This window comes from Pseudomonas simiae (assembly GCF_000934565.1).
Taxonomy (GTDB): Bacteria; Pseudomonadota; Gammaproteobacteria; order Pseudomonadales; family Pseudomonadaceae; genus Aquipseudomonas; species Aquipseudomonas simiae.
In genome coordinates this window covers 6,061,154-6,080,741 of sequence record NZ_CP010896.1, presented here as the reverse complement: position 1 = coordinate 6,080,741, position 19,588 = coordinate 6,061,154, and the positions used below count along the sequence as shown (strand labels likewise).

At 60.7% G+C, this 19,588-nt stretch carries 16 protein-coding genes; 8 read left to right on the top strand and 8 right to left on the bottom strand.

From position 1 onward, the window contains the following. The first annotated feature begins 58 nt into the window (after nucleotides 1-58). Nucleotides 59-931, top strand: a complete 873-nt coding sequence (gene pdxY / locus PF1751_RS27720; RefSeq protein ID WP_010207628.1) for a pyridoxal kinase PdxY — start codon at nucleotides 59-61, stop codon at nucleotides 929-931. 125 nt (nucleotides 932-1,056) lie between these two features. On the opposite strand, the gene PF1751_RS27715 is transcribed toward pdxY, so the two are convergent. Further along, nucleotides 1,057-1,533 carry an acyl-CoA thioesterase gene (locus PF1751_RS27715; RefSeq protein WP_010207626.1) on the bottom strand — a complete coding sequence of 159 codons (477 nt, stop codon included), beginning with the start codon at nucleotides 1,531-1,533 and terminating at the stop codon, nucleotides 1,057-1,059. 295 nt (nucleotides 1,534-1,828) lie between these two features. Here PF1751_RS27715 and PF1751_RS27710 point away from each other — a divergent pair, with 295 nt between their 5' ends. Continuing rightward, nucleotides 1,829-3,592 carry a cation:proton antiporter gene (locus tag PF1751_RS27710; RefSeq protein ID WP_010207625.1) on the top strand — a complete coding sequence of 588 codons (1,764 nt, stop codon included), beginning with the start codon at nucleotides 1,829-1,831 and terminating at the stop codon, nucleotides 3,590-3,592. Between the two features lie 16 nt (nucleotides 3,593-3,608). Here the strand turns inward: PF1751_RS27710 and PF1751_RS27705 are convergent, their stop codons facing one another. From PF1751_RS27705 to uvrD, 3 genes are all read right to left on the bottom strand, one after another. Then, the gene (locus PF1751_RS27705) at nucleotides 3,609-4,016 is read right to left on the bottom strand and encodes an SMI1/KNR4 family protein (protein ID WP_010207624.1); all 408 of its coding nucleotides are present in this window, start codon (nucleotides 4,014-4,016) and stop codon (nucleotides 3,609-3,611) included. A gap of 135 nt (nucleotides 4,017-4,151) precedes the next feature. Further along, on the bottom strand, nucleotides 4,152-5,024 hold the full coding sequence (locus PF1751_RS27700; RefSeq protein WP_010207623.1) for a Tim44 domain-containing protein: 873 nt from the start codon (nucleotides 5,022-5,024) through the stop codon (nucleotides 4,152-4,154). A gap of 213 nt (nucleotides 5,025-5,237) precedes the next feature. Further along, nucleotides 5,238-7,421: a DNA helicase II gene (gene uvrD, locus PF1751_RS27695; protein ID WP_010207622.1), complete on the bottom strand. Its 2,184-nt coding sequence runs from the start codon at nucleotides 7,419-7,421 to the stop codon at nucleotides 5,238-5,240. A gap of 247 nt (nucleotides 7,422-7,668) precedes the next feature. Here uvrD and PF1751_RS27690 point away from each other — a divergent pair, with 247 nt between their 5' ends. The 3 genes from PF1751_RS27690 (at nucleotide 7,669) to PF1751_RS29615 (ending at nucleotide 11,929) form a co-directional block, all read left to right on the top strand. Next, the gene (locus tag PF1751_RS27690; RefSeq protein ID WP_010207621.1) at nucleotides 7,669-10,542 is read left to right on the top strand and encodes an EAL domain-containing protein; all 2,874 of its coding nucleotides are present in this window, start codon (nucleotides 7,669-7,671) and stop codon (nucleotides 10,540-10,542) included. A 161-nt stretch (nucleotides 10,543-10,703) separates the two neighbouring features. Continuing rightward, a complete protein-coding gene (gene hexR, locus PF1751_RS27685; RefSeq protein ID WP_003177007.1) occupies nucleotides 10,704-11,570 on the top strand; it encodes a transcriptional regulator HexR in 867 nt (288 codons plus the stop codon). A gap of 161 nt (nucleotides 11,571-11,731) precedes the next feature. Further along, on the top strand, nucleotides 11,732-11,929 hold the full coding sequence (locus PF1751_RS29615) for a PA3496 family putative envelope integrity protein (protein WP_074900515.1): 198 nt from the start codon (nucleotides 11,732-11,734) through the stop codon (nucleotides 11,927-11,929). On the opposite strand, the gene PF1751_RS27675 is transcribed toward PF1751_RS29615, so the two are convergent. Beyond that, the gene (locus PF1751_RS27675) at nucleotides 11,859-12,833 is read right to left on the bottom strand and encodes a LysR family transcriptional regulator (protein ID WP_010207619.1); all 975 of its coding nucleotides are present in this window, start codon (nucleotides 12,831-12,833) and stop codon (nucleotides 11,859-11,861) included. The genes PF1751_RS29615 and PF1751_RS27675 overlap by 71 nt on opposite strands. Before the next feature lie 196 nt (nucleotides 12,834-13,029). Here PF1751_RS27675 and PF1751_RS27670 point away from each other — a divergent pair, with 196 nt between their 5' ends. Both PF1751_RS27670 and oadA read left to right on the top strand, forming a co-directional pair. Beyond that, the gene (locus PF1751_RS27670) at nucleotides 13,030-14,445 is read left to right on the top strand and encodes an acetyl-CoA carboxylase biotin carboxylase subunit (protein ID WP_003195732.1); all 1,416 of its coding nucleotides are present in this window, start codon (nucleotides 13,030-13,032) and stop codon (nucleotides 14,443-14,445) included. An 11-nt stretch (nucleotides 14,446-14,456) separates the two neighbouring features. Further along, nucleotides 14,457-16,265, top strand: a complete 1,809-nt coding sequence (gene oadA / locus PF1751_RS27665; RefSeq protein ID WP_010207617.1) for a sodium-extruding oxaloacetate decarboxylase subunit alpha — start codon at nucleotides 14,457-14,459, stop codon at nucleotides 16,263-16,265. 75 nt (nucleotides 16,266-16,340) lie between these two features. Here oadA and PF1751_RS27660 read toward each other — a convergent pair whose 3' ends face one another. Continuing rightward, the gene (locus PF1751_RS27660) at nucleotides 16,341-17,633 is read right to left on the bottom strand and encodes an autotransporter outer membrane beta-barrel domain-containing protein (RefSeq protein ID WP_010207616.1); all 1,293 of its coding nucleotides are present in this window, start codon (nucleotides 17,631-17,633) and stop codon (nucleotides 16,341-16,343) included. Between PF1751_RS27660 and PF1751_RS29065 the strand changes: the two genes are divergently transcribed. Further along, the gene (locus PF1751_RS29065; RefSeq protein ID WP_029529032.1) at nucleotides 17,632-17,877 is read left to right on the top strand and encodes a hypothetical protein; all 246 of its coding nucleotides are present in this window, start codon (nucleotides 17,632-17,634) and stop codon (nucleotides 17,875-17,877) included. The genes PF1751_RS27660 and PF1751_RS29065 overlap by 2 nt on opposite strands. Before the next feature lie 3 nt (nucleotides 17,878-17,880). On the opposite strand, the gene PF1751_RS27650 is transcribed toward PF1751_RS29065, so the two are convergent. Further along, entirely contained in the window at nucleotides 17,881-18,711 is an 831-nt protein-coding gene (locus PF1751_RS27650) for an amino acid ABC transporter permease (RefSeq protein WP_010207614.1), read from the bottom strand. After that, nucleotides 18,708-19,529, bottom strand: a complete 822-nt coding sequence (locus PF1751_RS27645; RefSeq protein ID WP_010207612.1) for an ABC transporter substrate-binding protein — start codon at nucleotides 19,527-19,529, stop codon at nucleotides 18,708-18,710. The genes PF1751_RS27650 and PF1751_RS27645 overlap by 4 nt, the downstream gene beginning before the upstream one ends. Nucleotides 19,530-19,588 lie beyond the last annotated feature (59 nt).

Below are 19,588 nucleotides of genomic sequence, written 5' to 3'. Positions count from 1 at the left end.
TGCGTTTAGTCGCATACTGCGCGGCCAGAATTTCAATGGCTTTACGGAAATCCCGCGCATGAAACGCACACCTCATCTGCTTGCGATCCAGTCTCATGTGGTCTTTGGCCACGCCGGAAACAGCGCCGCCGTATTCCCCATGCAGCGAGTCGGGGTGAACGTCTGGCCGTTGAACACGGTGCAGTTCTCCAACCATACCCAGTATGGCCAATGGGCGGGCGAAGTGTTGGCGCCGCAGCAGATTCCGGCGCTGGTGGAAGGTATCGCCGCGATTGGCGAACTGGGCAACTGCGACGCTGTGCTGTCCGGCTACCTGGGCAGTGCGGACCAGGGCCGGGCGATTCTCAGCGGTGTGGCGCGTATCAAGGCCATCAACCCCAAGGCGCTGTACCTCTGCGATCCGGTGATGGGCCACCCGGAAAAAGGCTGCATCGTGCCCCAGGAAGTCAGCGATTTCCTACTGGACGAAGCCGCAGCCATGGCCGACTTCCTGTGCCCTAACCAGCTGGAGCTGGACAGCTTTGCCGGGCGCAAGCCGCAGTCGCTATTCGATTGCCTGGCCATGGCCAAGGCGTTGCTGGCGCGCGGGCCAAAGGCCGTGTTGGTTAAGCACTTGGATTACCCCGGCAAGCTGCCGGACGGTTTCGAGATGCTGCTGGTGACCGCCGAAGGCAGTTGGCACCTGCGCCGGCCGCTGCTGGCGTTTCCGCGTCAGCCAGTGGGCGTGGGCGACCTGACCTCGGGGTTGTTCCTGGCGCGGGTACTGTTGGGCGACAGCCTGCTGGCCGCCTTTGAATTCACCGCCGCTGCGGTGCACGAAGTGCTGCTGGAAACCCAAGCCTGTGCCAGTTGGGAACTGGAACTGGTACGTGCCCAGGATCGCATCGCCCATCCGCGTGTGCGCTTTGAAGCCACGCCGATCGGTCTATAAATACCCAGAACCCAGTGTGGGAGCGGGCTTGCTCGCGAATGCGGTGGATCAGTCAAAGATGCATTTACTGACACACCGCATTCGCGAGCAAGCCCGCTCCCACATTTGAATCGTGTTCGCCGCTGTCAGCCTTTGATTTCCTGATAGCGCTTTTCCAGCTCCTGACGGATCTGACGGCGCTGCTGGGCCTGGACGAACCGGCGCTTGTCTTCGCTGTTGTGCGGTTGCAGCGGCGGCACGGGGGCTGGTTTACGCTGGTCGTCTACGGCCACCATGGTGAAGAAGCAGCTGTTGGTATGGCGCACCGAGCGTTCGCGGATGTTCTCGGTCACCACCTTGATGCCCACCTCCATCGAGGTGTTACCGGTGTAGTTAACCGACGCGAGGAACGTCACCAGCTCGCCGACATGAATCGGCTCGCGGAAAATCACCTGGTCCACCGACAGCGTCACGACATAGCGCCCGGCATAGCGGCTTGCGCAGGCATAGGCCACTTCGTCGAGGTACTTGAGCAGGGTGCCGCCGTGGACATTACCTGAGAAGTTGGCCATATCAGGGGTCATCAATACCGTCATCGACAGCTGGGCGTTTCCGGGTTCCATAGCACACTCACGGGTTGTAGGCATTGGTTTGGGGGAGGGCACCTCTGCGGGTGCTGGAATCTTTGCAGCGCCATCCATAACGGGACGCCAGTGGGCGGCTTGCCGTCACGCATGCACCGATCTGTTTCCATATATTGCACCGGCTTTCTGCCGGAAGTCGCGGTGTTAACCTTCAAAAGCCCGTCTCAGGGCATTTCTTACGATCAAGGCAAACTTTTCCTTCCGCACTTTGCGACAGTTCAACGGCGTGGACGGAAGTGGGAAAAGTGTCTGTACCCTCAAGGAGCCCCTCGCCATGCACGCCATCAGCTTTATCCAGGACTTGGCCGTGATCATGTTGGTGGCAGGGGTTGTCACCATCCTGTTTCACCGCCTCAAGCAGCCGGTGGTGCTGGGCTACATCGTCGCCGGGTTCATCATCGGCCCCCACACCCCTCCGTTCGGCCTGATCCACGACGAAGACACTATCAAGACCCTGGCCGAGCTGGGTGTGATCTTCCTGATGTTCTGCCTGGGCCTGGAGTTCAGCCTGCGCAAACTGTTCAAGGTCGGTGCCACGGCGTTTATCGCGGCCTTCCTGGAAATCATCCTGATGATCTGGATCGGCTACGAGATCGGCCGCTGGTTTGACTGGAGCACGATGGACTCGCTGTTCCTCGGCGCGATCCTGGCGATCTCCTCGACCACCATCATCGTCAAGGCGCTCAATGACCTGAAGATGAAGAACCAGCGCTTCGCCCAGCTGATCTTTGGCGTGTTGATCGTGGAAGACATCCTCGGCATCGGCATCATCGCCTTGCTGTCGAGCATTGCCGTCAGCGGCACGGTCAGCTCCGGCGAGGTGTTCTCAACGGTCGGCAAGCTCTCGCTGTTCATGATTGTCGCGCTGGTTATCGGCATTTTGCTGGTGCCGCGTTTGCTGGCCTACGTGGCCAAGTTCGAAAGCAACGAGATGCTGCTGATCACCGTGCTGGGCCTGTGTTTCGGCTTCTGCCTGCTGGTGGTAAAGCTGGAATACAGCATGGTGCTGGGCGCGTTCCTGATCGGCGCGATCATGGCCGAATCCCGCCAGTTGATTAAGATCGAACGTCTGATCGAACCGGTTCGCGACATGTTCAGCGCCATCTTCTTTGTGGCAATTGGCTTGATGATCGACCCACAGATCCTGCTGCAATATGCCTGGCCGATTGCAGTGATTACCGTGGCGGTGGTGCTGGGCAAGATGTTGTCCTGCGGCCTGGGTGCGTTTATCGCCGGCAATGATGGCCGTACCTCACTGCGCGTGGGCATGGGGCTGTCACAAATTGGTGAGTTTTCCTTCATCATCGCGGCGTTGGGGATGACGTTGCAGGTGACCAGTGATTTCCTCTATCCCGTAGCGGTGGCGGTTTCGGCGATTACCACACTGCTCACGCCGTACCTGATCCGTGGCGCCGACCCGCTGTCATTGAAGATCGCGTCGGTAATGCCCAAGCGTTTGAGCCGGGTGTTCGGCATGTATGGCGAATGGCTGCGCAGCATTCAGCCTCAGGGCGAGGGCGCGATGCTGGCGTCGATGATCCGCAAAATCATCCTGCAAGTAGGGGTGAACCTGGCGCTGGTGGTGGCGATCTTCTTTGCCGGCAGCTTTTTTGCTGTGCGAATCGGAGGGTATCTGGAAGGCTGGATCAGTGATCCCAGCTGGCAGAAGGCGCTGATCTGGGGTGGGGCGTTGTTGCTGTCGCTGCCCTTCCTGATTGCGGCGTACCGTAAGCTCAAGGCGCTGTCGATGCTGCTGGCGGAGATGAGTGTGAAGCCGGAAATGGCCGGGCGGCATACCCAGCGCGTGCGGAGGGTGATCGCGGAGCTGATCCCGATCCTCTCGCTGCTGGTGATCTTCCTGCTATTGGCAGCCTTGTCGGCCAGTATTCTGCCGACCAACAAGTTGCTGGTGCTGATCGCCGTGGTCACGGCGGCAGTGGCGGCCGTGCTCTGGCGGTGGTTCATCCGCGTGCATACGCGGATGCAGGTCGCCTTGTTGGAGACGCTGGATAATCACAAGGATACGCCGGAGCACTAAGCGCCTGGGGGTGGGGTCAGCTTTCCAGCCAGACGTCCCGCGCCCAGTGCCACACCGATTCCCAGGTTTCCTCGGTGACGATTTCTTCTTCGCCGGACCACAGCACTACAGTGCCGTCTTCTTCGACGCAGTAGTAGTCGTCGCCGTCCTGGCAGATCGGGATCAGGCTACGATCAACACCGGCGTCCCAGGCGTTGGCGGCAACGTCTGGCAGGTAGGTGTGGGATTGCGGGTCGGTGACGGTCACCGGCTCCAGGCTGCCGTACACCACGTCGCTGACGGTCAGCAGAAACTCTCGGAAGACAAACGGGATGTCGATGAACAGTTGTTCCTCGATTTCCACCAGCAGGTCTTCGTCAGGCAGCTCCAAAGGAACCGGGACCGGTTCGTTGGCTTCACGCAATTGTTCGATGATTTCTTCCACGGCCGGGATCCTCTTGCTAGATGGCGCGGTTTATAGGGGCGTTTTATACAGTAGCTCGCTATAAGTGCAACCGTGAAATAGAAAACCCCGGACAGGTCCGGGGTTTTTTGTATCTGCGTGCTAAGCGTGCAGGGATCAGCCGTTCTGGCGAATACCGGCCACCAGCCAAGGCTGGTTGTCGCCCTGGGCACGTTCCATGTTCCAGCTTTCGCTGAACACTTCGCCCTGATCGAAACGCGAGGTCTTCGACACACCGCTGAAGGTCAGGGTGGCGATGGTCTTGTCGGCGCGATCATCCACACCTTCCAGCTGGACGCGCAGGTCGTCGATGTAGGTCGACTGGAAGCCGTCGCCCAGGTCGGCGCGTTCGCGCTTGAGGAACTCCAGCAGCTGTGGGGTCACGAACTCGGAGATCTTGTCCATTTCGTTGGCGTCCCAGTGTTGCTGCAGGGACTGGAAGTGGCTACGGGCCGCTTCGACGAAACGCTCTTCGTTGAACCAGGCCGGCGCGTTGATCACCGGACGGGCTGCAGCAGGGGCTGCAGAACCACCGAAGATCGAGCCCATGGCTGGTTTTTGCTCGAACACTTCACGCTGCATCGGCGCGCCGGCTGGAGCCAGGTGCTCCTGCTGCTTGCGGCGACGGGCGGCGATAAAGCGGAAGATCACAAAGGCGATGACCGCCAGGATCAGGATGTCGAAGATCTGCATGCCCTGGAAGCCGCCGCCCATGAACATGGACGCGAGCAGGCCACCGGCGGCGATACCGGCCAGAGGGCCCAACCAGCGCGAAGCACCGCCGGCCTTGGCCGCGGCGCCTGCAGCACCGGCTGCGCCTGCGGTCGCGGCTGCACCGCCCGTGGCGCCGGCGGATGGAGCCATTTGGCTGGTCTGGTGAGTCGGTGCCGCACCGGAACTTTTGCCGCCACCGAAGCGTTTGGCGTTGGCGTCGAGGCTCATCGTCAGGCCGATGCACAACGCCATGGCGATGCTAAGAAAACGTTTCATAAAGGGAATTCCCATTTGTGGATTGCACGCGCGCCATGTTGCACAGGTGTAGTGACACTGGCTAGCGACATAATGTTTCGGGCTTTTGCGTAGGACCGATTCAGAATGGTCTGTAGGACTTATTACAGATATTGGCCCGCGCTCGTTAAATACAAGGGCGGGCCAATAACCTTCATGTAGGCAAATGTTTCAGCTCTGACAGCGGGGAAGACCTCAGAGGGCTTCGAGTTTCGCGTAACCCATCATCAGCCACTTGCTGCCTTCGGCGAAGTTCACCTGCACCCGTGCCTGGGCACCCGCGCCTTCGAAGTTGAGGATCACGCCTTCACCGAACACTGAATGCCTGACCTGCTGGCCAAGGCTGAACTGGGTTTCCGGGATTTCGGAGCCGGCAAACAGGCTGCTGGAGTTCTGCTGCTGGCCTCCGCCGAATGGGCGGCTGACGCTGTTGGACAGGCGCACTTCCTGGATTAGACCCTTCGGCACTTCACGTACGAAGCGTGACACCTTGTTGTAGGTCTCGCTGCCATACAGGCGTCGGGTCTCGGCGTAGGTCATCACCAGGTTCTGCATGGCGCGGGTGATGCCCACGTATGCCAGGCGGCGTTCTTCCTCAAGGCGGCCGGGTTCTTCCAGGCTCATCTTGTGCGGGAACAGGCCTTCTTCCATGCCCACCAGGAACACATACGGAAATTCCAGGCCCTTGGCGCTGTGCAAGGTCATCAGCTGGATGCTGTCTTCATGCTCATCGGCCTGGGTATCACCGGCTTCCAGCGACGCGTGGCCGAGGAACGCAGCCAGCGGCGTCAGCTCTTCGTCTTCCTCGGTGTTTTCGAAGGCACGGGCGGCGCTCACCAGTTCCTCAAGGTTTTCTACCCGGGCCTGGCCTTTCTCGCCTTTTTCCGCTTCGTGATAGGCGATCAGCCCGGACTGTTCGATTACCGTCTGGGTCATCAAATGCAGGGGCATTTGCGCGCACTTGGCCGCCAGGTTCTCGATCAGCTCGACAAACACCCCCAACGCACCGGCTGCGCGGCCAGTCAGGCCTTTATTGACGATGAGCAAGCGCATGGCTTCCCACATCGACACATCGGCATGGCGTGCGTGATCGCGGATGGCTTCGACGGTTTTTTCGCCGATGCCGCGCGCCGGGATATTGATCACCCGCTCCAGCGCCGCATCGTTGCCGCGACCTTCCAGCAAGCGCAGGTAGGCCATGGCGTTCTTGATTTCGGCGCGCTCAAAGAAGCGCTGGCCGCCATAGATGCGGTACGGGATGCGCTCGCGCAGCAAGGCTTCTTCCAAGACCCGCGATTGGGCGTTGGAACGGTAAAGGATCGCGATGTCGCTGCGCGCCAGGCCGGTCTTCAGCGCGCTTTCGATGGTTTCCACCACGTAGCGCGCTTCATCGTGCTCGTTGAACGCGGCGTACAGGTTGATGGCCTCGCCTTCGCCGCCGTCGGTCCACAGCTCTTTGCCCAGGCGCCCGGTGTTGTTGGCGATCAAGGCGTTGGCGGCCTTGAGGATGCCGGCGGTGGAGCGGTAGTTCTGCTCCAGGCGGATGGTCACCGCGTCTGGGAAGTCTTCGGAATACTGGTAGATGTTCTCGATTTTCGCGCCACGCCAGCCGTAGATCGACTGGTCGTCGTCGCCCACCACCATCAGGCTGTCGCCACCCTTGGCCAGCAGGCGCAACCAGGCGTACTGCACGGCGTTGGTGTCCTGGAACTCGTCCACCAGGATGTGGCGGAAGCGCTTCTGGTAATGGGCCAGCAGGCCTGGGTTGTCACGCCACAGGTCGAGGGCGCGCAGCAGCAGCTCGGAGAAATCGATAACCCCGGCGCGTACGCAGGCGGCCTCGTAGGCTTCATAAATGCTGCGCATGGTGGCCAGGAACAAATCACCGCTGGCCTGGATATGCTGTGGGCGCAGGCCTTCGTCTTTCTGGCCGTTGATGAACCATTGCGCCTGACGCGCCGGCCAACGCTGCTCGTCGAGGCCCAGCTCGCGGATGACCCGCTTGACCAGGCGTTGCTGGTCATCGCTGTCGAGGATCTGGAAGGTCTGGGCCAGGCCCGCCTCCTGCCAGTGTGCCCGCAACAGGCGGTGTGCCAGGCCGTGGAAGGTGCCCACCCACATACCGGCCGGGCTGATGCCCATCAACTGCTCGATGCGATGACGCATCTCGGCAGCGGCCTTGTTGGTGAAGGTCACCGACAGGATGGAATGCGGGGACGCGTTTTCGACCTGGATCAACCAGGCGATACGGTGCACCAGCACTCGGGTTTTACCGGAGCCAGCACCGGCCAGGACCAACTGACGGCCAACAGGGGCCGCTACGGCCTGGCGTTGGGCATCGTTGAGGGAGTTCAGCAAAAGGGAGAGATCATCGCGCATCGGCGCATTCTATGGCCCCCGGGGAAGTGGGGCAAATACCAATGCCGGGTGGTCGACCGAAAACCACCCGGGTGATGACCGGTCGGTCAATGGCCGCAGCCCGCGGGGCGTCTCGCTCGAGCCCTCTGGCACCGAAGTTTGCGCCGCACGACCGTGCAGATTTTATGACGTAGAGCAGTTTGGCCCAGGCGCTTGCTTGTGTATGCTCCGTCGACGTTTCGGGCTCACCATTATAAGAACACTGCCTATGACCTTCAGCACTGATCTGCTCGGCCCCTCAGCGGCGCCCGCGCAGGTTCTTCGCAAACACTACGCCACGGAGATGGCGGTCGAGCGCACGCGCCTGCTGTATCAGGGTTCGCTGTTGCCGACCCTGTTGATGCTGGTGAATGGCCTGGTCTGCGCCTGGCTGTTGTGGAACCCCAAGCAATACCTGCTGGACAGTATCTGGCTGGTCTGGCTGCTGGCCCTGGTGGCGATGCGTGTGATCCAAGTGGCGGCGTTCGACTCGGCCATGCCCAGCCGCCAGGCTCAGCCGGTGTGGCGGCGTATGTTCATGCTGGGTTCGGCCGTCAGCGGTCTGACCTTGGCCACGGCCGCCATCGCGCTGGTGCCGGTCGATAGCTTCATGCAACAGGCCTGGGTGTTCGGCCTGATCGGCGCGGCGACGCTGTCCGCCAGTGTGGCCTATGCCGTGAGCCTGCCGGCGTTCTTGTCGTTCGCCTTGCCGTGTCTGGTGCCGGCGATCCTTTACCTGTTCTGGACCGGCGACCCGCAGCAACGCGGTTGGGGTGTGCTGGGCCTGATCCTGCTGGCATCCTTGAGCCTGGTGGCGTGGCAGGTCAATCGCCTGATCCAGCGCGGGCTGCTGCGGCGTTTTCAGAATCAGGCACTGATCGAACATCTGCAACAGGCACAACAGCGCAGCGAGCAACTCAATCAGGAGCTGGTGCGCGAAGTTGAACAACGTCGTCAGGTCGAGCACGAACTGCGCGAAGCCCAGGTCGGCCTGCAGGACCGCGTGGCGCAACGCAGTCAGGAGCTGGACGCCACCCATCTGGCCCTGAATAAAAGCGAAGCGCGCCTGGCCATGGCGCTGCAAGCCAGTGAGTTGGGCCTGTGGGACTGGAACCTGCAAACCGACGAAGTCCATCACACCCAACTCAAGGAGTTGTTCGGCCTGGAGCCGGAATACGTCACGGCCATGCTCAGCCACCTCAAGCCGCGCTTGCACCCTGATGACCTGCCGCTGCTCAAGCGTGCCTTGGTGGAACACCTCAAGGGCCGCAGCGAGGACTACCAGGTGGAATACCGCGTGCGCCACGGCGATGGGCACTGGGTGTGGATCGAAGACCGTGGCCGCGCCGTGGAGCGTGCGCCCAGTGGGCGGGTGACGCGCATGCTGGGTACGCGCCGCGATATCACTGCGGGCAAGGCCCTGGAAGAGCAGCAGCGTTTGGCGTCGACAGTATTCGAGGCCGCCAGCGAAGGCATCGTGATCCTTGACCCGGACTACAAGCTGATCGCCGTGAACCAGGCGTTCAGCCGTGTCACGGGTTTTGAAACCGACGACATGATCGGTCGCAATGTGGTCGAACTGCCCAGCAGCCGCGATGCCCGCCGCCACTTCCCAGTGATCCGCCAGGCGTTGCTCAGCCACGGTACCTGGCAGGGTGAACTGGTGGAGACGCGCAAGAACGGCGAGCTGTATCCGCAGTGGCTGCAATTGAATGTGGTGCGCGATGTCCGAGGAAAAGTCAGCCACATTGTGGGCTTCTTCGCCGATCTCTCGGCGCGGCGCGAGTCCGAAGAGCGCATGCGCTACCTGACCCATTACGACGAATTGACCGGCCTGGCCAACCGCTCGCTGTTCCGCGAACGGCTGCGCGAGGCTCACCAGCGCGTACGCCAGGGCGGGCGCAACCTGGCGTTGCTGCACATCAACCTCGACCGCTTCAAATTGCTCAATGACAGCCTCGGCCATGAAGTTGCCGACCAACTGCTGCAGAAAATGGCGCGCCGCCTGATCAACGCTTTACCTGAGGCTGACACCATCGCGCGTCTGTCCGGGGACGAATTCGCTGTGCTGTTCGACGCCTACGGCAACCTGTCCAGTCTTGCGCGAGTGGCCACGCGGTTACTGGCCAAACTGCGGGTGCCCGTGACGGTGGAGGGGCATGAGCTGGTAGTGAGTGCCTCGATGGGTGTCAGCCTGTTGCCGGACAATGCGCGGGAAATTTCCGCACTGGTCAGCCAATCCAACATGGCCATGCAACATGCCAAACACCTGGGCGGTAATAACTTCCAGTTCTACACCGACAGCCTGCAAGCCAGCACCCTGGAGCGCTTGCAGCTGGAAAACCACTTGCGCAAAGCCATTGAGGAGGGCCAGCTCACGGTGTTCTATCAGCCGAAACTCTGCCTGGCCACCGGCAAGCTGAATGCTGCCGAGGCGTTGATCCGCTGGGAGCATCCGCAGTGGGGCATGGTGCCGCCGGGGGACTTTATCGGCCTGGCCGAAGAGACGGGTCTGATTGTGCCATTGGGCGAGTTCGTGCTGCGCGAAGCCTGCTGGCAGGCTTGTGAATGGCAGCGCCAGGGGCTGGCGCCGATCCGGGTGTCGGTGAACTTGTCGGTGCATCAACTGCGCCAAGGCAAGTTGGTCAGCCTGGTGCGCCAGGTGCTCGAAGAAACCGGCCTGGACCCGCAATACCTGGAGCTGGAGCTGACCGAAAGCCAATTGCTCGACAGTGTCGAACACATCATCGCCACCTTCCAGCAACTGCGGGACCTGGGCGTGAAACTGGCGATCGACGATTTCGGCACGGGTTATTCGTCCCTGAGCTATCTCAAACGCATTCCCGTGGACTATGTGAAGATCGACCAGACCTTCATCCGTGGGCTGGGCCAGGGGCGTGAAGACGCGGCCATCACCCGCGCCATCATCGCCATGGCCCACGGGCTGGCGCTCAAAGTGGTGGCCGAAGGCGTGGAAGATCAACAGCAGCTGGATTTCCTGCGCGGTGAACGTTGTGACGAGGTGCAGGGCTATTTGATCAGTCGGCCGATGGAGGCCAAAGGGCTGGCAGATTTGTTACGGAAAAATGCAGATTTTCCCTAGTGATGCCTGGGGCCGCCCTGTGGCTACAACTTGGCCGCCCTTAGATTCAAAGGGGGGCAGGGCGATTTAGTGATGCGCCGGACGGGCAAAACGGCAATTCTTGTAGTATAACTACAAGCTTGCTACATCCCTGGCCCTGCCCATAACAAGAGTCCTGCCCTTTGAACCTGTTGCAACATATCGCCCAGTCGCGCCACCTGTTACGCAAATCGGAACTCAAGGTTGCCGATCACGTGCTGCTTGACCCTGCGGCTGTGATGCACAGTTCCATGGCCGACCTGGCGCACAGCGTGGGCATCAGCGAGCCGACCATCGTGCGTTTCTGCCGCGCCATCGGTTGCTCCGGGTTCCAGGACTTGAAGCTCAAGCTGGCGCAAAGCCTGGCCGCGGGTGCCAGCTTTGGCCAATTCGCGATCCATGAAGACGACTCCGTCGCCGACTACAGCCTGAAAATCTTCGACACCACCCTGCACACCTTGATGGAAGTGCGGGAGAAGCTGGACCCGGTGGAGTTGCAAAAGGCCGTGACCGCCATGTCCCAGGCCCAGCGTGTCGAGTTCTATGGCTTTGGTGCTTCTGGCGCGGTGGCTGCCGATGCCCAGCACAAATTCTTCCGCTTGCTGCTCACCGCAGCGGCCTACAGCGACCCGCACATGCAGGCGATGTCGGCGGTGACCTTGAAGCCTACGGACGTTGCCATCTGCATTTCCCAGTCGGGCCGTTCCAAAGACCTGCTGATCACCGCCAACCTGGTGCGTGAAAGCGGTGCATCGCTGATCACCCTGTGCCCGAGCCAGACGCCGTTGGCGGAACTGTCCACGGTCAACCTGGCGATTGATGTGCATGAAGACACGGAAATCTATACGCCGCTGACCTCGCGTATTGCCCATCTGGTGGTGATCGACGTGCTGGCGATGGGCGTGGCCATGGCGCGCGGGCCGAGCCTGGTCAACCACCTCAAGAGCGTGAAGCGCAGCTTGCGCAGTCTTCGCCTGTCGCCTAAATCGGTCAAAGCCCTCGACGATTGATTCAAAGTCACGCACGGTCAAATGTGGGAGCAGGCAAGCCAGCTCCCACAGTGGATCTGCGTCAGCTTTAGAAGATTCATCGTCCTGTAACCCCCGCGCCGCCAAACCGTCATCGCCCAGGGCCATCCTGAACTCCCCGTACTCGCATTGGGAGACTCCAAATGGCCCGGCCCTACGAAGACAGCAACAGCTCCGTCAAAACCCGTCGTCAGCAGGAAGACCAGCGCCGCATGGCGTTCCGTCGCGCAATCGAAGACCGTTGCGAGGAGCGTCAACTGCTCCAGAGCATCAGTGACTACCCGGAACTCCATTGGCAGGCACCCGCGGCTGCCCAGCGAAACGCTCAGCCAGTGCGCTGATCTGCACCCGCTCGCTGCGGATAAAGCCCAGGAACGCATGGGCCACCGGTGACAGGCGCTTGGCTTTGGCTTGCACCAGGCACCAACTGCGGTACAGCGGCAATTCTTCCACCGGCAGCTCCTTGAGCCCGCCGGTGGCCAGTTCCATGTTGACTGCGTGACGCGTCAGCAGGGCCACGCCCAACCCCGCGCATACACATTCACGCTGCGCCTCGGCCGAGGCCACTTCCACCGTCTGGGTGAAGTGCACGCGTTTTTCCTTGAAATACTCCTCGCAGGCCAGTCGCGTGCCGGAGCCTGGCTCGCGCAGCAACAGTGTGTAGGGTTCCAGGTCCTGCAGGCGCAGCGGCCCTTGCAGGCTTAGCGGGTGATCGTGTGGCGCCACGGCGACGATCGGATTGTTGAGGAACGGCAGGAATTCCAGGCCCATGTCCTGGGGCACCATGGACATGATCACCAAGTCATCGCGGTTGTCCGAGAGCCTTCGGATCACCTGGGCGCGGTTCACTACCGTGAGGTGCAACTGCACTTCCGGATGCTGGCGCTTGAAGGCGGCAAACAGGTGCGGCACGAAGTACTTGGCGCTGGACTCAATCGCCAGCTTGAGCTGGCCTTGCAGCGAACCCTGCATATCCGACAGCTGCATATCGAGGTTTTCCAGGCGCCCGAAAATGTCGCGACTGGCGCGTTGCAAGGCTTCGGCGGCCTCGGTCATGTAGAGCTTTTTGCCGACATAATCGAACAACGGCTGGCCGATCAGCTCTTCCAGCTGGCGGATTTGCAGACTCACGGCCGGTTGAGTGAGGGACATTTCCTCGGCTGCGCGGCTGTAGGAGCGCAAATCGCAGACTTCATTGAAGATCTGCAATTGACGCAATGTCATACGCATCAATGATTTACGCATTATTTCAATCCTTTCGCCCCAGGCCGTCCGGCCAACTATAAGTCTTTACTTATGCACGACCCAATAATTATTGATTTTTGTTAATCCCTCTGCAGGCTTAGTGTGTGTCTCGCGACTGTCATGAAACATTTGGTCACGCGCCGACCCGGGTCTAGCGGGTCGAAGAACGCAGCAATCGGCTCAAGGGAATTTCCAAGTGATAAAAAAGATCCTGATCGCCAACCGTGGTGAAATCGCCGTACGAATCGTGCGTGCCTGCGCCGAGATGGGCATTCGCTCGGTCGCGGTCTATTCCGACGCCGACCGCCACGCGTTGCACGTCAAGCGTGCCGACGAAGCCCACAGCATTGGTGCCGAGCCCCTGGCCGGCTATCTGAACCCGCGCAAGCTGGTGAACCTGGCGGTGGAAACCGGTTGTGATGCGCTGCACCCTGGTTACGGCTTCCTGTCGGAAAACGCCGAACTGGCAGACATTTGCGCCGAACGCGGCATCAAATTCATTGGCCCGTCGGCAGAAGTGATTCGCCGCATGGGCGACAAGACTGAAGCGCGCCGCAGCATGATCAAGGCCGGTGTACCGGTCACGCCGGGCACCGAAGGCAACGTTGCGGATATCCACGAAGCCCTGACCGAAGGCGACCGCATCGGTTATCCGGTGATGCTCAAGGCCACTTCCGGTGGCGGTGGCCGTGGTATCCGTCGCTGCAACAGCCGTGAAGAACTTGAACAAGCCTTCCCTCGCGTGATCTCCGAAGCCACCAAGGCCTTCGGTTCGGCGGAAGTGTTCCTGGAAAAGTGCATCGTCAATCCCAAGCACATCGAGGCGCAGATCCTCGGTGACAGTTTTGGCAACGTGGTGCACCTGTTCGAGCGTGATTGCTCGATCCAGCGCCGCAACCAGAAGCTTATCGAGATTGCCCCCAGCCCCCAGCTGACCCCAGAACAGCGCGCCTACATCGGCGACCTGTCGGTGCGTGCGGCCAAGGCCGTGGGTTACGAAAACGCCGGCACCGTGGAGTTCCTGCTCGCCGAGGGCGAGGTGTACTTCATGGAGATGAACACCCGGGTGCAGGTGGAACACACCATCACCGAAGAAATCACCGGTATTGATATCGTCCGCGAACAGATTCGCATCGCCTCCGGCCTGCCGCTGTCGGTGAAACAGGAAGACATCCAGCACCGTGGTTTCGCGTTGCAGTTTCGCATCAACGCTGAAGACCCGAAGAACAACTTCCTGCCCAGCTTTGGCAAGATCACCCGTTACTACGCCCCCGGCGGCCCTGGCGTGCGTACCGACACGGCGATCTACACCGGTTACACCATCCCGCCGTTCTACGACTCCATGTGCCTGAAACTGGTGGTGTGGGCGTTGACCTGGGAAGAAGCCATGGACCGCGGCCTGCGAGCCCTGGACGACATGCGCCTGCAAGGTGTGAAGACCACCGCCGCCTACTACCAGGAAATCCTGCGCAATCCGGAATTCCGCAGCGGCCAATTTAATACAAGCTTTGTGGAAAGCCACCCTGAGCTGACCAACTACTCGATCAAGCGCAAACCCGAAGAGCTGGCCCTGGCCATCGCCGCCGCCATCGCCGCCCACGCAGGCCTGTGAGGAATATAAGAATGAGCAAGAAAATCTTCGTAACCGACACCATCCTGCGCGACGCCCACCAATCGTTGCTGGCGACCCGCATGCGTACCGACGACATGCTGCCGATCTGCGACAAGCTCGACAAAGTCGGCTACTGGTCCCTGGAAGTCTGGGGCGGCGCGACCTTCGACGCCTGTGTGCGCTTCCTCAAGGAAGACCCGTGGGAGCGCCTGCGCAAACTGCGCGCCGCGTTGCCCAACACTCGCCTGCAGATGCTGCTGCGCGGCCAGAACCTGCTGGGCTACCGCCACTACAGCGACGACGTGGTCAAAGCCTTCGTCGCCAAGGCTGCCGTAAATGGCATCGACGTATTCCGCATTTTCGACGCCATGAACGACGTGCGTAACCTGCGCGTGGCGATCGAAGCGGTGAAAGCCGCCGGCAAACACGCCCAAGGCACCATCGCCTACACCACCAGCCCGGTGCACACCGTCGAAGCTTTTGTGGCCCAGGCCAAGCAGCTGGAATCCATGGGTTGCGACTCGATTGCGATCAAGGACATGGCCGGCCTGCTGACGCCGTACGCCACCGGCGAACTGGTCAAGGCGTTGAAGGCCGAGCAAAGCCTGCCGATCTTCATCCACTCCCACGACACCGCCGGCCTGGCTGCGATGTGCCAGCTCAAGGCCATCGAAAACGGAGCCGACCACATCGATACCGCCATCTCCAGCTTCGCCTGGGGCACCAGCCACCCAGGCACCGAGTCGATGGTCGCCGCCCTTAAAGGCAGCGAATTCGACACTGGCCTGAGCCTGGAACTGCTGCAGGAAATCGGCCTGTATTTCTACGCCGTGCGTAAGAAATACCACCAGTTCGAAAGCGAATTCACCGCGGTCGATACCCGCGTTCAAGTCAACCAGGTGCCCGGTGGGATGATTTCCAACCTGGCCAACCAGTTGAAAGAGCAGGGTGCGCTCAACCGCATGAACGAAGTGCTGGCGGAAATCCCGCGTGTGCGTGAAGACCTCGGCTTCCCGCCGCTGGTCACTCCGACCTCGCAGATCGTCGGCACCCAGGCGTTCTTCAACGTGTTGGCTGGCGAGCGCTACAAAACCATCACCAACGAAGTGAAGCTCTACCTGCAAGGCGGCTACGGCAAGGCGCCAGGCATTGTGAACGAGAAACTGCGTCGCCAGGCCATCGGCAGCGAAGAGGTGATCGACGTACGCCCGGCCGACCTGCTCAAGCCGGAAATGACCAAGCTGCGCGGCGAGATCGGCGCGTTGGCCAAGTCTGAAGAAGACGTGCTGACCTATGCCATGTTCCCGGACATCGGGCGCAAGTTCCTCGAAGAACGCGACGCCGGCACCCTGGCGCCTGAAGTGCTGTTGCCGATCCCTGAAGCCGGCGGCGTGGCGCGCGTCGGTGGCGAGGGCGTACCGACTGAATTTGTGATCGACGTGCACGGTGAAAGTTACCGCGTGGACATCACCGGTGTGGGCGTGAAGGCTGAAGGCAAGCGCCACTTCTACCTTTCCATCGATGGCATGCCGGAAGAAGTGGTGTTCGAACCGCTCAACGAGTTTGTCAGCGGTGGCAGCAGCAACCGCAAGCACGCTACGGCGCCGGGTCATGTCAGCACCGCAATGCCGGGCAATATCGTCGACGTGCTGGTCAAGGAAGGCGACGTGGTCAAGGCCGGCCAGGCCGTGCTGATTACCGAAGCCATGAAGATGGAAACCGAAGTGCAGGCCGCTATTGCCGGCAAGGTGACCGCGGTTCATGTGGCCAAGGGCGACCGGGTCAACCCTGGCGAAATCCTGATTGAAATCGAAGGCTGATCCAGCCTTCGAAACTACCGTTTAATCCTCGGGGGGGCAGGTGCCCCCCTTTTTTTTGCCCGAAATCTGGCAGGTTTAGAAGCTCATCTTCCATTGGCCCATCAAGCCTTGGTTACGGCTGTTTGTACCGGCTTGGACGCTGTAGGTCAGGCCTACGGTGTGCTGTGTCGACAACGCGAGGTCCAGGCCAGCGTGCAGGTCCAGGCTATTGCGGTCCAGCGAGGTGCCATTGATGGTGAAACCGTCTGCCATGGCCGGCAGGGCTCGATAGGACTGGCGGACCTGGCTGTCGACGTCGCCGTAGAGGTGTTTCCAGCTTGTGCTGAGGTGAGGTGTGAGGCTGATCTGGTTATCGAATCGATACAGCGTTGCCAAGCGCAGGCCAAAAGTGCTGCTCAGGTTTTGCTGGGTTTGTGCGCCGACGTTCAGCGCGGTCAGACCTCCCGTTTCCTTGAAACTGTCGCGGTGGTAGCGCTGGAAGCCGAGGCCTGCGAAGGGTTCGATGCTCAGATCCGCGACGCCCAATTGATAGCCCATTTCAGAGAACAGGGTTTGGCTTTGAGCGTTGTATTTGCCCTTTAGCTGCTCCTTGTAATCAAGCAGGTTGACGTTGCGCTTGTTCTGGCCAGCATGGTCGCTGTAGATCGCACCCAGGCGCAGGGCCAGCGGTCCGTCCTGGCGCACGGCATAACCCCCCAGGTGCCAGCTGTCCAAGTTGGCGGAGAAACGTTGGGCATCGAGGTTGCTGGTGGATTTCGCGGCCATGACACCGACTCTCCACGCGTCATCCAGTGCCCAGTCGGCACCCAGCAACAGGCCTTGGCTTTCGTATTTCATCCCGGCGCTGCCGCCTTGTTTGTCGAGGCTGCCGCCGTTGCCCAAGCCTTGCACCCAGACGTGGCCTTCGTCGTCGGTGGGCAACGAGCGCAGGGTCGAGAGCAATTGGTTGCTCAGGTGCTGCGTGGTGTTGTGCGTTGCCGTGGCAAGGTTGGCGTTCTGGCTGCCGGCCAACTGCTCAAGGCTTGCGCCGATCCCTCCGGGTTGTTTGCCCAGTGCATCGCCGAATTTTTCCAGGGCTTTGATTTGCTCGGAGTTCAGTTCTCCGGACTCCAGTAACCGAATCAACGCGGGCTCCAGCACCTTGGCCACCTGCAAGCCATTGTGGGAGGTCGCTTTCTGAGTGAGATAACCGTCGAGGGGCTCCGCGTTGGCTTCGGGCTCGTAAGGCCACGCGTCGGGCAGCGCATCGTCGGGTTGAAACGGATACGGCAGGTATTCGATATCGCCTCGCGCCTGCGCGGTTTGAAGGCTGGCGGCGCTGAGGGCAAGGGCAATGACAAGTGCGAGTCGGTGTTGTGTAAAGGACATGAAATCCCAACCTCTGATGAATGAGGCCGGGAATTTAGCGAGATCGCGGGGTGATAACTGTCAGGCCAACTACCCCTGGTTTGCGGGAGTTGTCTCTAGTCCGGCGCGATTAAAAACGCATCTGCTGTGGCCGCGTATCGAACACGGTGAAGGCAATCAGACCCTGAAGTCGCTGAACGCGGTGTTCCGCCCCTTCGGCTTGCAGATGGGCGTGGTCAAGGTCCGTCGTAAATGGAGCAACTGACCCTCACCCGCGCCGTACGTAGCCCTTGCCGTAATGCCGCTCCATCCGTGCCTGGATCAGTTCCAGTCCGAGGGACATCACCCAGTAGATGATTGCTGCGGTGGTGAGCATCTCGATGTAGCGATAGCTTGAGCGTCCATAGGACTGCGCCAGGAACATCACTTCCCACACGCCCATCACTGAGATCAGGGATGAGTCCTTGAGCATCGAGATGAACTGGTTGGTGGCGGGCGGGATGATGGTGCGCATGGCCTGGGGCAGGGTCACGTGCCAGAAGATCACACTGTCACGCATGCCCAACGCCAGGGCCGCTTCGCGTTGGCCGTGAGGCACGCCGAGGATGCCGGCGCGAAAAATTTCGCTCAGGTAGGCGCCGTAGTTCAGCGACAACGCGATGATCCCGGCGACGATGGCGCCTGGCACCAGACCCAGTTGGGGCAGGCCAAGGTAGATCAGGAGGATCTGGATCAGCAGCGGCGTACCGCGAAAGAACGACGCGTAAAAGCTGGCAATGCCAAAGGCCACGGCGCTTTTGGACAGGCGCCCCAGCGCGGTGACAAAGCCCAGTATCGACGAGGCCACGATTGCGCACAGGCACAGGAACACTGTCAGCGCTGCGCCTTGCAGAAAACCGTTAGGCGCCAGGTGCAGGCCCACCAGGTTGGGCAGTTTGTCGAGAATGATCGAGAACTTCAGGTCAAAGCTCAGGAAAAAACTCGCAAACAGGCAAAACAGCGCGGCCCAGGTCAGGTACAGCCGCGTGCGGAAACCCAGCAGGCGCTGAAGCCGCGATGCATTGACCGGCGGCTTGGGAGGCGTTGGAAATGCTGTCATTGGCTGATGTCAGCGCCGATCCATTTTTGCGACAGCTTGCTCAAGGTGCCGTCCTGTTTCAGCTGCGCGAAGACTTCACGCACTTTGCTGTCCCACTGCGGGTCGCCTTTTTCGATGGCCACCGAATTGGGCTCGGAATACAGCGGCTCGCCGGCCAGCTTGAAACGCTTGTCCTGGGTCAGGCGCGGTTGGGCGGTGACCAGGTTGGTGAGGATCGCATCCAGACGCACGCCGGCGCCCAGGCCCAGGTCCTGGAAGGCCACGTTGTCGGTGTCATACGGGGCGATCTGCACATCCTCGAATGGATATTGCAGTTGGGTGTCCTCGGCGCCTTCAATCACCAGGTTTTTATTCAGGTAGCTCTCGTAGCTGGAGGCGCTGGTGAGGCCGACTTTCTTGCCGCTCAGGTCCTTGGCGCTGTGGATGCGATCATCCTTGGCGTTGACCACGATCACCGCCGGCGACGCGTAATACTCCACGGGGAAGTCGAACACTTCGGCGCGAGCCTTGCTCGGGGTCATGGAGCAGATGCAGATGTCGTAGCGCCCGCTCCAGCGCCCGGCGGCGATCACGTCCCAGGACGGGGTCTCAAGACGCAACTTCACACCGAGTTTCTGCGCCACGGCCTTGGCCACGTCAACGTCGAAGCCATCCAGCTGGTTTTGCTCGTTCAAGAACGAGAACGGTGGATAGCTTTCCATCAGCACGCCCACCAATTCTTTGTTCTTCTCGATGCGATCCAGCGTCGCACCGCCGAAGGCTTGAGTCGAGGCGGCCAGCAGGGTCAGGCCCAGGGCCAGCAGCGGTTGAAGTTTCATGAAGGACACCGTTAGAAAAAAGAGTTGTTATGTACCGAATGGAGCGTATTAAATAGTTA